General features: G+C 68.1%; 12 protein-coding genes and 1 pseudogene. 5 read left to right on the top strand and 8 right to left on the bottom strand.

Going from position 1 to position 11,424, the window contains the following annotated elements; all coding sequences use genetic code 11:
• Both BGO62_RS09965 and BGO62_RS09960 read left to right on the top strand, forming a co-directional pair.
• Nucleotides 1-372: rhodanese-like domain-containing protein (locus BGO62_RS09965; protein ID WP_296641905.1), on the top strand; the 372-nt coding region annotated here is incomplete at its 5' end.
• A gap of 4 nt (nt 373-376) precedes the next feature.
• Nucleotides 377-1,894 carry a GGDEF domain-containing protein gene (locus BGO62_RS09960; RefSeq protein ID WP_296641902.1) on the top strand — a complete coding sequence of 506 codons (1,518 nt, stop codon included), beginning with the start codon at nt 377-379 and terminating at the stop codon, nt 1,892-1,894.
• Nucleotides 1,895-1,939: 45 nt separating this feature from the next.
• On the opposite strand, the gene minE is transcribed toward BGO62_RS09960, so the two are convergent.
• The 4 genes from minE to BGO62_RS09940 form a co-directional block, all read right to left on the bottom strand.
• Complete coding sequence (minE, locus tag BGO62_RS09955) at nt 1,940-2,194, bottom strand: cell division topological specificity factor MinE (protein WP_296641899.1); 255 nt, start codon at nt 2,192-2,194, stop codon at nt 1,940-1,942.
• A 1-nt stretch (nt 2,195) separates the two neighbouring features.
• Complete coding sequence (minD, locus tag BGO62_RS09950) at nt 2,196-3,011, bottom strand: septum site-determining protein MinD (RefSeq protein WP_296641896.1); 816 nt, start codon at nt 3,009-3,011, stop codon at nt 2,196-2,198.
• 13 nt (nt 3,012-3,024) lie between these two features.
• A complete protein-coding gene (minC, locus tag BGO62_RS09945) occupies nt 3,025-3,768 on the bottom strand; it encodes a septum site-determining protein MinC (RefSeq protein ID WP_296641893.1) in 744 nt (247 codons plus the stop codon).
• A 158-nt stretch (nt 3,769-3,926) separates the two neighbouring features.
• Nucleotides 3,927-4,721 carry a dienelactone hydrolase family protein gene (locus BGO62_RS09940; RefSeq protein WP_296641890.1) on the bottom strand — a complete coding sequence of 265 codons (795 nt, stop codon included), beginning with the start codon at nt 4,719-4,721 and terminating at the stop codon, nt 3,927-3,929.
• 129 nt (nt 4,722-4,850) lie between these two features.
• Here BGO62_RS09940 and BGO62_RS09935 point away from each other — a divergent pair, with 129 nt between their 5' ends.
• On the top strand, nt 4,851-5,594 hold the full coding sequence (locus tag BGO62_RS09935; RefSeq protein ID WP_296641888.1) for an energy transducer TonB: 744 nt from the start codon (nt 4,851-4,853) through the stop codon (nt 5,592-5,594).
• 5 nt (nt 5,595-5,599) lie between these two features.
• On the opposite strand, the gene cueR is transcribed toward BGO62_RS09935, so the two are convergent.
• The 4 genes from cueR to apaG all read right to left on the bottom strand — a co-directional run bounded on the left by cueR (nt 5,600) and on the right by apaG (nt 10,349).
• The gene (gene cueR, locus BGO62_RS09930; protein ID WP_296641885.1) at nt 5,600-6,001 is read right to left on the bottom strand and encodes a Cu(I)-responsive transcriptional regulator; all 402 of its coding nucleotides are present in this window, start codon (nt 5,999-6,001) and stop codon (nt 5,600-5,602) included.
• Nucleotides 5,998-8,385 (bottom strand): heavy metal translocating P-type ATPase, encoded by a 2,388-nt coding sequence (locus BGO62_RS09925; RefSeq protein ID WP_296641881.1) that lies wholly within the window; start codon nt 8,383-8,385, stop codon nt 5,998-6,000. The genes cueR and BGO62_RS09925 overlap by 4 nt, the downstream gene beginning before the upstream one ends.
• 121 nt (nt 8,386-8,506) lie before the next feature.
• Nucleotides 8,507-9,748: a murein transglycosylase A gene (locus tag BGO62_RS09920; protein WP_296641879.1), complete on the bottom strand. Its 1,242-nt coding sequence runs from the start codon at nt 9,746-9,748 to the stop codon at nt 8,507-8,509.
• 217 nt (nt 9,749-9,965) lie between these two features.
• Nucleotides 9,966-10,349, bottom strand: coding sequence for a Co2+/Mg2+ efflux protein ApaG (apaG, locus tag BGO62_RS09915; RefSeq protein WP_296641878.1), 384 nt, complete (start codon nt 10,347-10,349; stop codon nt 9,966-9,968).
• Between the two features lie 96 nt (nt 10,350-10,445).
• Here apaG and rpe point away from each other — a divergent pair, with 96 nt between their 5' ends.
• Together rpe and BGO62_RS09905 are read left to right on the top strand one after the other, a co-directional pair.
• A complete protein-coding gene (gene rpe, locus BGO62_RS09910) occupies nt 10,446-11,129 on the top strand; it encodes a ribulose-phosphate 3-epimerase (protein WP_296641873.1) in 684 nt (227 codons plus the stop codon).
• Nucleotides 11,130-11,295: 166 nt separating this feature from the next.
• A pseudogene (locus BGO62_RS09905) lies at nt 11,296-11,424 on the top strand (phosphoglycolate phosphatase); the annotation flags it as partial.

Here is an 11,424-nt window from a genome sequence, read left to right as displayed (position 1 = left end):
TCCCCGCCGGGGAAAATCGCGGTGCCGGACGCCATCGCCGGCGTGACCACGCTGAATGCCGAGGGCCTGATCGAATTGGCCGAACGTTTGCCCGGGCTGGTCGTCATCGATTCGCGGATGGCTGTGGACCGGCGCCAAGGCTATATCCAGGGATCGATCAGTCTGCCGGACACCCAGACCGCCTGCGCGACACTGGGCGATTTCATCGCCACGCTTGACACTCCGGTCCTGTTCTATTGCAACGGGGTCAAATGCGGGCGCAGCGTGATCGCGATCAGGATCGCCCAAGGCTGTGGCTACCGCAGGCTGTACTGGTTCCGCGGCGGCTTCGAGGAGTGGAAGCAGAAAGACTATCCTTTCCTGCGGCAGTAGCGGCATGCTGCGCCGCCCGATCACCCTGCGCGTACTGAGCGGCCTGGTGGTGCTGGCAATGGGCGTGCTCGGCATGTCGCTGGCGCTGGTGACCGGCGAGATCTACCATCGCCTCACCCTGGACAATCAGCGTCAGGACCTGAGCGGCCTGGTGGGGCTGGCGGTCGGCGAGCGCATCGAACGTCTGCAAGAAAAATCCCGCTCCCTGGGCCTCAGCATCCAGAGCGATCCGACCTTCGAGCGGTTGCTGAAGGCGGGCGACTATTCCGCCGTCAATCATCTGCTCGACGACCAGTTCCATCAGTATTTTGTGACCGCCGGCGAGATCCGGCTGCTCCAGTTGCGGCTGTTCAGCTCCGACTTCAGGCTGCTCGCCGAGGCCGGCGAGGGCGTGCGCGGGGCTTCCGCACAAAAGGCCGCCTGCCCCGGCGTGCTGGAGGCGGCGAAACGGCGCCGCGGCCCGCAGCGCCTGCAATCCCTCTCCGCCCTGTGCGCCGCCCCGCTGCCGCTGCACAGCCTGATCGTGCCGGTCGGCGGCCTGTTCCTGCGCGGCTATCTTGAGGTCGTGGTCGACCCTTCCCCCAGCCTGGTCGGCCTGGACAAGACCCTGGGCATGCCGTTGCGCATGCAATCGGTGACGGGCGGCGAACTGTATCGATCCGCGTCATGGCCGGCGGCGGGCAGCGATCATGGCGCCCTGGAGGTGGACTATGCGCTGCGGGACGGCGGCGGGCGCGAGGTGTTGCGGCTGACCATGCTGAGCGATGTCGCGGCCCTGCGCGGCCAGCTTGGCGAGACGCGGCGCAATATCCTGCTGGTGGCCGCCTTGCTGACCCTGGCGGTGGCAATGCTGCTGTACCGGGTGCTGCGCAGGACGATGCTGGAGCCGATCACGGACCTGCTGCGTCGCCTGCAGCGCTACGGCCAGCATGGCGAGGCCGGCAGGAAAGACCTGGTGCCGACCGGGGCGATCCGGGAACTGCATGCCCTGCAGGACGTTTACGACACCCTCGATCATCTGGCCCGCACCGATCCGTTGACCCAGCTGCCGAATCGCGCCCAGTTCCAGGATTGTCTGGAGCGCCATACCACGGGAGAGCATCGGCACAATGGCGGTTTTGCCCTGTTGATGATGGACCTCAACGGCTTCAAGCAGGTGAACGACCAGTTCGGCCACCACGTCGGCGATGCGCTGCTGCAGCAGGTGGCGGCGCGCCTGGAAAGCACCAAGCGCCGGGGGGATGTGCTGGCGCGCCTGGGGGGCGACGAATTCGGGATGCTCCTGCCCGGGGTGCGGGAGCGGGAGAGCGCCGGCAGCGTGGCGGATAAGCTGGCCCGGATACTGGGCGATCCGTTTCAGATCGGTTCCCATGCGTGCCGGGTGGGCGTGAGCATCGGCATCGCCTTCTATCCCGACGACGACGCTGACCCCGATGCGCTGATCCGTCTGGCGGATGCCGCCATGTACGAGGCCAAGCGCGGCCGCGGCGGTCATGCCTATGCGAATTCCGCTATGACCTAGCGGGCGGCAGTCGCTCCCGTCGCCAGCCTTGAGCGGCGCTGCCGGTCAGCGCCCCTCGGGCAGCACGATGTTGACTTCCAGCACTTCGTAATTGCCCTGCTTCTCGAGGCCCACCTTGATGCCGGCGGGATCGATCGGGAAGTACTTGGAAATCACCGCGACCAGGTCTTTTTGCAGATCGGGCAGGAAGTCGGGGCCGGAGAGTCCCGCGCGTTCGTGCGCGATGATGAGTTGCAGGCGCTCCTTGGCAACCGAGGCGGTCGGTTTCTTTTCGCCGAAAATGAGGGTGAGCCAGGACATCTTACTTGCCTCCGAACAGGCGCTTGATCAAGCCCGGTTTTTCGTAGTCGACGAAACGCAGCGGATGCTCCTCGCCGAGGAAACGGCCGATCGCATCCTGATAGGCGTCGGCCACCGGCGTGCCTTTCTGGTGGATCGCGGGGATCCCCTGGTTGGAGGCCTGCAGCACCGCCTCGGATTCCGGGATGACGCCCAGGAGCGGGATCCGCAATAGTTCCTGGATGTCGGTGTAGGTCAGCATTTCGCCTTCCACCGCGCGTTTCGGGGCATAGCGGGTGACCAGCAGATGTTCCTTCACCGGCTCGCGGCCTTCGCTGGCGCGGCGGCTTTTCGACTGGATGATGCCGAGGATGCGGTCGGAATCGCGCACCGACGAGACTTCCGGGTTGGTGACGACGATGGCCTGGTCGGCGAAGGTGAGCGCCACCACTGCGCCGTGCTCGATCCCGGCGGGCGAGTCGCAGATGATGTAGTCGAAGCCCTGGTGCGCGAGTTCCTTCAGCACGTTCTCCACGCCTTCCTCGGTGAGCGCGTCCTTGTCGCGCGTCTGCGAGGCGGGCAGCACGAAGAGGTTGTCGGCGTGCTTGTCCTTGATCAGCGCCTGATGCAGGTTGGCGTCGCCCTGGATGACGTTGACGAAGTCGTACACCACGCGGCGTTCGCAGCCCATGATGAGGTCGAGGTTGCGCAGACCGACGTCGAAATCGATCACGGCTGTCTTGAAGCCGCGCAGCGCAAGGCCGCTGGCGATCGAGGCGCTGGTGGTGGTCTTGCCGACGCCGCCCTTGCCTGAGGTCACAGTGATGATGGTTGCCACAGCGCTTCCTTTTTTACTGGGGATGGAGAGGTTCGATGACGATCTGGCTGGCGTCGGCCAGCCGGATTTGCGCCGGTTTGCCTGCCACGGCGGCGTCCGGTGCGGATTCGAAGGTGCGGTACACGCCCGCGATCGACACCAGTTCGGCTTCAAGCTGCGTGGTGAAGATGCGCGCCGCGGTGTCGCCACGCGCGCCGGCGAGCGCCCGCCCCTTGAGCGGGGCATACACATGGATGCTGCCGTCGGCGATCACTTCCGCGCCGGGATTGACCGCGGCCAGCACCACGATGTCGCCGCCCGCCGCGTACACCCGCTGCCCCGAGCGCAGCGGCTTGTCGATGATGCGGGTGGGGACGCTGGCCGCAACGGCCTGCGCGGCGGCTTCGGGCTCGGGTTCCGCCGCGACGGCGGCAGCCGGTGCCGGTGCGGCCTGATTCAGCACCAGCAGCCCGGCCTGGGTGGCGGCTGCGGCCAGTTCGGCCGACGCATTCTGCACCGCGAATGGATTCAAGCCCCGGTTTTTCAATTCCTGCGCCAGCCAGACCCAGTCGGGCGATGCCGCGTCGGCCGGCAGGCGGCCGCACTCGAACACGGCCGCCTCGCCGCCGAAGAAATCCGGCGTCGCCGCAAACAGCGTGGTGAGATGGGTGTCCAGCGCAGCGTGCTCGGCGCTGTTGAGGATGACTTGTATCCCGGCGAGCCGCGTGGTTTTCAGTTCCAGCGCGGGCGCGGGGCGGGGCTCACGTCGGCGCGGCATGGCAGGCAGGGCGGGGAGAATTCACGAAACAGGCGGTAGAAAGCAACCCCGAGAGTCTAGCCGCACCTGCATGGCGGGGCAAGGCGCGCGGGCCGCCGGCCATCAGCGCGATGCGCTCGGACAGCGATCCCGCCGCGTCGGCGTCGTGGGGCCCTTTCTCACTGGCACCGCATCTCCGGCGTCAATTTCATCCACTGCGCCAGCCAGTTTTTCGCCCGCTCGCGCGCATGCCGCGTGGCGATCTTTTCCTCCGGCGTCTGGTCGGGGCGGAAGTCGAACGCGCGCCGCGCCATCGGGTAGACCTGGTATTCGACCGGCACGCCGCGCTCCCACAGCGCATAGAACGCGCGGCCGCCGTTCATGCGGCGCAGTTCGTAATCCTGCTCGCCGATCAGATACAAAATCGGTGTGGCCAGCTGCATGATTTCGGGCGCGATGCGGAACAGCTGGTCCGGCTCGGGTGCGTTGGGATTCTGCATGTGGCCGTAATAGCTGACGATGGCGGCGATGTCGCTGCCGTGCTTGGCGGCCAGCCGGATCGCGTAATACGGGCCGCGCGACAGGCCGACGATGCCGACCGGCTGCTTGCAGGCGTTGGGCAGCGATTTCAGATAGTCGAGCCCGGCTTCCACATCGAGTTCGGTGTCGGGATTGTGCGCCGACGGCCAGCGCTCGATGAAGCGGCCGCTCTGCCAGTCGGGCGCGACGACCAGGAAGCCCTGCTCGGCGAGTTCGCGCACGTGGGCGCGTTCGTCGCCTTCGTAGCCGCGCTTGGCGTGGATGAACAGCAGCGGCGGGAACGGGCCCTTGCCGGCGGGGGTGGCGATCTCGACCGGCACCTCGGAACCGTCGGCGGCCTGGATGATGGTCTTGCTCAGTTCGACGGCGCCGGCGAAGGCCGGCGCGCCCAGCGCCGATGCTAAGATGGCGCCCGCGATGACGAGTCTTTTCATGGTCTTCTCCGGGTGTTTTGCTGGCCGCCATTCTAGGCCAGTGCCTCCGGTTTGCCGCGCAGTCAAAACGTACCCGGGGGGCTGTGCACATCCTCCCGGGCATGAATACCCTGGCGGGTCTCGCTGCCGGTGAACGCTTCCCTCGACGAACCGGTGATCCCGCTGCGGCTGCGGCGGCCGCTGGCAGCCGTGTGGATTTCGCTGGGCCTGCATGCGGCGCTGATCGCGCTGGTGCAGGTGGCCCCGCCGTCGGCGGTGGACACGGGGGCGCCGGTGATCGAGGCGCGGCTGGAGTCGCCGCGCGCCGCGTTGCCTGCTGTGGACGTGCCGCCACTCGCGCCCGCAGCGGAGGCGCCGGACGACTCCGTGCAGGATCGCCCCCGGCTTGCGCCGGGCGAGGCGGCGGAGGGGCTGCCGGTGGCCGTGCCGGCAGCGCCGTCTCCCGTGCAAGCCGCGCCGGCCGCCACCGCAGCGCAACCCGCAGTGCCCGCATCCGCTGCGCCCCCGCCTGCCCCGGCCGCTTCCGCGCCGCTGCCGGGCGTGACGATCAGCAGCGCAGTCGACCTTACCTATTACAGTGTGCGCGACGTCGATGTGCCTCCGCATGCCTTGCGCGAGATCGTGCCGGACTATCCCGGCGCCGCCGACCGTCAGCGGCTGTCCGGCAAGGTGCGGCTGCAACTGAAGCTGGAGGCCGATGGCCGCGTCAGCGACGTCGATGTCGTGAGCGCCGTTCCGCCCGGCATGTTCGAGGATTCTGCGCTGAAGGCGTTCCGCGATGCCCGCTTCGCCCCGGCGCAAAAAGGCGGCCGCCCGGTGCGCGCGCAGGTGCTGATCGAGGTGGAGTACGACTGGGAAGGACGGCCGCGTTAGCCGGTTCAGCTTGCAGGGGGCGGGGTGGCCAGGCCTTGCAGGATGGGGCAGTCGGGACGGTGGTCGCCGTGGCAGGCCTGCGCGAGCGTGGTCAGGGTGGTGCGCATCTCGGTCAGCGCCGCGATGCGGGCGTCGAGATCGGCGATGTGCGCTTCGGCCAGGCGCTTGACGTCGGCGCTGGCGCGGCCGGGGTCGTCCCACAGCGACAGCAGCTGGCCGATCTGGTCGAGCGAAAACCCGAGATCGCGCGCGCGGCGGATGAAGCGCAGCAGATGCACGTCGCGTTCGTGATATTGCCGGTAGCCCGCCTGGGTGCGGCTGCTGGTGCGGATGAGGCCGATGCGCTCGTAATGGCGGATCATCTTGGCCGACACGCCGCTGGCGCGGGCGGCATCGCCGATGTTCATCGCGCGTCCCCGGCGGGACGCCAGCGCCGCAGCAGCAGCGCGTTGCTCACCACGCTGACGCTGGAAAACGCCATCGCCGCGCCGGCGATGACCGGATTCAGCAGGCCCGCCGCGGCGAGCGGAATGCCGACCACGTTGTAGACGAAGGCCCAGAACAGGTTCTGCCGGATCTTGCTGTAGGTGCGCCGCGAAATGTCGATGGCGTCGGCCACCAGCGCCGGATCGCCGCGCATCAGGGTGATGCCGGCGGTGTGCATGGCGACGTCGCTGCCGGAGGACATGGCGATGCCGACGTCGGCGGCGGCGAGCGCGGGGGCGTCGTTGATGCCGTCGCCGACCATCGCCACCGTGCCGCCCGTGGTCTTGAGCTGGCCGATGTGCGCGGCCTTGTCCGCCGGCAGCACTTCGGCCAGCACGTTGTCGATGCCGAGCGCATGGGCCGCCACCCCGGCGGCACCGCGGTTGTCGCCGCTGAGCATGACGGTGGCGATGCCTTGCGCCTTGAGGCGCGCCACGCCCGCGGCGGCAGTGGGCTTGATGGCGTCGCCGAAGGCCAGCACGCCGAGTGCGCGGCGGTCGCTGGCGCGCGCCAGCCACGACACGGTGCGGCCTGCGGCCTGCAGTTCGGCCGCGGCGGCGTCGAGCGCGGCGGTGGCGACCTCGTTCTCGCTCATCAGGCGGCGATTGCCCAGCCAGTATTCCGTGCCGTCGACTTCGCCGGCAATGCCGCGCCCCGGCAGCGCCTGCTGCGCGCGTGCCGGCCGGGCGGCGCTGCCGGAAGCGGCGTGCTTCGCCAGTACCGCGCGCGCCAGCGGGTGCTCGCTGCCTGCCTGCAGTCCGGCGGCAATGGCCAATACCTCGCTTTCGTCGTGGCCGTCCGCCGCCAGGCAGGCCGCCACGTGCGGGGTGCCGTCGGTGAGGGTGCCGGTCTTGTCGAACACCACGGTGTCGACCTTGTGCGCCAGTTCCAGCGCTTCGGCGTCCTTGATCAGGATGCCGTGGCGCGCGGCGACGCCGGTGCCCGCCATGATGGCGGTGGGGGTGGCCAGGCCGAGCGCGCAGGGACAGGCGATCACCAGCACCGCGACGGCGTTGAGGATGGCCTGTTCGGCGTCGCCGCCCAGCGCCCACCAGCCGGCAAAGGTGAGCAATGCGATTCCCATCACCACCGGCACGAACACCGCGCTCACCTTGTCCACCAGGCGCTGGATCGGCGCCTTGGCGGCCTGCGCGTTTTCCACCATGCGGATGATGCGCGCCAGCGTGGTCTCGGTTCCCACCGCCGTGGTGCGCGCGAGCAGCACGCCGTGCGCGTTGATGGCGCCGCCGGTCACCGTATCGCCCGGCTGCTTGTCGGCCGGCAGGGACTCGCCGGTGAGCATGGATTCGTCGATCTGGCTTTCGCCTTCGATCACCTCGCCGTCGACCGGCACCCGCTCGCCGGGGCGGATCACCACCAGATCGCCCACCCGGATCGCGTCGATCGGCATGTCGCGGTCGATGCCGTCGAGGCGCACCCGCGCGGTGGCCGGGCGCAGGGCCTGCAGGGCGCGGATGGCCTCGGTGGTCTGGCGTTTGGCGCGCGCCTCCAGCCATTTGCCCAGCAGCACCAGGCTGATCACCACCGCCGAGGCCTCGAAATACAGATGCATCGGGTCGCCGCGCGTGAGCAGCAGGTATACGCTCAGGCCATAGGCCGCGCTGGTGCCGACGGCCACCAGCAGGTCCATGTTGCCGCTGCCGGCGCGCAGCGCCTTCCAGCCGGCGCGATAGAAGCGCGCGCCGAGCCAGAACTGCACCGGCGTCGCCAGCGCCATTTGCAGCCAGCCCGGCGGCATCCAGTGCACGCCGAACAGGCTGCCGAGCATGGGCGCGACCAGCGGCAGCGATAGCGCTATCGCCAGCGCCACCGGCCACCAGTCGGGCAGTGCGCGCGCCAGGGCGGCTGGGCTTGCGCTTGTCGCCTGCGGCAGTTGCGCGCCATAGCCGGCGCGCTCCACCGCGGCGATCAGCGCGGCGGCTGAGGTGCCCTGCGCCACCTCGACCGCCGCCTGCTCGGTGGCCAGGTTGACGCTGGCATGGAGTACGCCGGGCACTTTGCCGAGCGCTTTTTCCACCCGCGCCGAGCAGCTCGCGCAGGTCATGCCGGCGATGTCGAGGGTCAGCGATTCGGTCGGCACGCTGAAGCCGGCCTGCTCGATGGCGCGCTGAACCGACGCCGCATCGGTCGTGCCCGTGACGGTCGCGGTTTCGGTCGCCAGATTCACCGTTGCGCCGGTCACGCCCGGCAGCTGCCGGAGCACTTTTTCCACGCGCGCCGCACAGCTGGCGCAGGTCATGCCCTGGATGCCGACGGCGAGCGGGGAGGCGTTGGAGGGGTTCATCGTGGATTCTCGGTTGAGGCAGATGCTGACACCATAAACCCTACCACGATGGAAAGGTCAAGCGGGCGGCGGCTGCCCCCTCGCGGGGATGAATAAGGCCGGTCGATCGCAGCCGCCGCGCTCAGCGGCGGACGGTGGTCAGCGGGAAATCCTTCGGCAGCAGCACCCACATGCGGCCGCGCTGTTTCATGCGGCCGGCGAGTTCCCCCGCCGCGTTGCCGAAGCCCCAGAAGAAGTCGGCGCGCACGCCGCCGCGGATGGCGCCGCCGGTATCCTGCGCCATCACCAGCTTGTTCAGCGGCAGCGGCGAATTGGGCTGGGTGGTGGCGAGAAAGACCGGTGCGCCGAGCGGAATGAAACGCGGGTCGATGGCGATCGAGCGGCCGCCGGTGAGCGGCACGCCGAGCGCGCCGAGCGGGCCGGGCAGGTCGTTGGGCAGTTCGCGGAAGAATACGAAACTGGGGTTGCTGGCGAGCAGCTCCGGCAGCTTGTCGGGATTCTTCGCGCCCCAGTCCTTGATGCCCTGCATCGAGGCCTGTTCGAGCTTCAGTTCGCCGCGCTCGACCAGCAGCTTGCCGATGGATAGATAGGGGTGGCCGTTCTGGTCCGCGTAGCCGACGCGCAGGTGCGAACCGTCCGGCAGTTCGATGCGGCCCGAGCCCTGGATCTGCAGGAAAAAAAGCTCCACCGGGTCTTCCGCCCAGGCAATCGGCCTGCCCTTGAAGCCGTTGCCGTTGGCCGCCTCGATTTCCTTGCGGGTGGGGTAGGGCACCAGCTTGTTGCCGGCCAGCCGCCCGCGCAGGCGCAGGTTTTTCAGTTCGGGGTAGACGCTGGCGAGATCCACCGTGATGAGATCGTCGGGGGCGGCGTAGAGCGGGAAGCGTGCCCGCGCGCTACGCACGCGGTCGCCCTTCAGCAGGGGCTCGTAGTAGCCGGTGATCATGCCTTCGGTGCTGCCGTCTTCCTGGCTGGCCTGATAGGGCTGGAAACGCTGCTCGAAAAATGCCCGCACGGTCGCGTCGTCGGGAGGCGGCATCGCCGCCGCATCGGTGCAGACCGCTTGCCACGCGGTGCGCTTGCCGAGCGTGGCGCAGCTGCGCAGGAAGGCAGTCCAGGCTTCGCCGGCCCTGTCGTCCTGCCAGAAGGCCACGGCCGTCCAGTCCACCGGTCTGAGCGTGGGATAGGCTGCAGCCGGAACGGGGATGGGAGCGGCGGGGGGAGCGGGTTCGGGTTGCGGTGCGGGGGGCGGGACCGGCGCCGGCATCGGCACCGGTGCCGGAGGAACGGGCGGCACCACCGGCGGCTGCACCGCACAGGCCGACAACAGCAGGGCGAACAGCCACGGGCTTGTGCGTAACAGCATCACGGGTGAAGATGGCCCCATCAAAAACATGCGCCGAGTATAGCAATGGAGAGACGGGTTTAATGGAGACCCAGGGGCTGGGCTGGCTGCTGCTGGAGGCGGGAATCGCGCTCGGATTGCTGCTGTTCATCGTGTGGTGGACGATGAAAAAATAGGATACAGGGAGCCTGTGCGGCTTCGCCGCGCTACGCTTTACTCCTGCCTTCCGACCCCTGCCTCAGTGCAGAACCCGCGGCATCGACAGCGTGAACTGGGGAATTTCGGCGTCGAACTTGTTGCCATCTTCCGCTGCCATCTGGTAGGTGCCGCGCATGGTGCCCACCGGCGTCGCCAGCGCGGTACCGCTGGTGTACTCGAAGCTCTCGCCGGGCCGCAGCAAGGGCTGCTCGCCGACTACGCCGAGGCCTTTGACTTCCTGGATGACGTTCTCGGCATCGGTGATGATCCAGTGGCGCGAAATCAGTTGTGCGGCCACGGTGCCGGTGTTGGCGATGGTGATGGTGTAGGCGAACACGTAACGGTCGGCCGAAGGATCGCTCTGTTCGGCCAGGTAGGTCGTGTTGACGTTGACGCTGATATGGTATTTCTTGCCTTCGGCCACGGGAATGCTCGACGGATTGGGATGCGCGGAGTGTAACGCAATGGCGCGGCGGGCTGCTAAAATGGCCGGGTTTCCCAAAAAATCCCGGAGCTTCCCATGACGTACCGCATCGCCCCGTCCATCCTGTCAGCCAACTTTGCCCGGCTTGGCGAGGAAGTCGACAACGTGCTCGCCTCCGGCGCCGACATCGTCCACTTCGACGTGATGGACAACCACTACGTGCCCAACCTCACCATCGGCCCGCTGGTCTGCGAGGCGCTGAGGAAGCACGGCGTCACCGCGCCGATCGACGTGCACCTGATGGTCAAGCCGGTCGATCGCATCATCCCCGATTTCGCCAAGGCGGGCGCCACCTACATCACCTTCCACCCGGAAGCCTCCGAGCACATCGACCGCACCATCGGCCTGATCAAGGAAAACGGCTGCAAGGCCGGCCTGGTGTTCAACCCGGCGACCCCGCTCGACGTGCTGGAATACACGCTGGACAAGCTCGACATGGTGCTCTTGATGAGCGTCAACCCCGGCTTCGGCGGCCAGAAGTTCATCCCCTACGTGCTCGACAAGGCGCGCGCCGTGCGCAAGATGATCGACGACCGCGGCCTTGACGTGAACATCGAGATCGACGGCGGCGTCGGCCCCGCCAACATCGCCGAAGTGGCGCGCGCCGGGGTCGACACCTTCGTCGCCGGCTCGGCCGTGTTCGGCGCCGCCAAGGACAGCGACCCGCAGCGCTACAACAGCATCATCGCCGCGATGCGCGCGGAACTGGCGAAGGTTTGAGCATTGGGGGGTAGGGACTAGGGGATAGGAGCTAGAGGTTAGGGGGCGTTGTGCTTCGCGCCTCACTTTTTATTGATTGATCGCGGCCCAAGGCCGCTCACTCCCTAGCCCCTAAATCCTAGCCCCTAGTCCCTTGCCTCTGCCCCTAACCCCTAGATCCCAAGAAATGAAAAGCTTCCCCCTCCCCATCAAGGCCGTCGTCATCGATCTCGACGGCACCCTGCTCAATACCGCGCCGGACCTGGCCCACGCCGCCGAGCTGATGATGGCCGACCTCGGCCGTCCCTGCCCGTCG

Origin of the sequence: Thiobacillus sp. 65-1402 (assembly GCF_001897685.1) — a bacterium.
Classification (GTDB): Bacteria; Pseudomonadota; Gammaproteobacteria; order Burkholderiales; family Thiobacillaceae; genus Thiobacillus.
The sequence above is the reverse complement of the archived record's forward strand: the minus strand, read 5'-3'. Positions and strand labels throughout refer to the sequence as shown.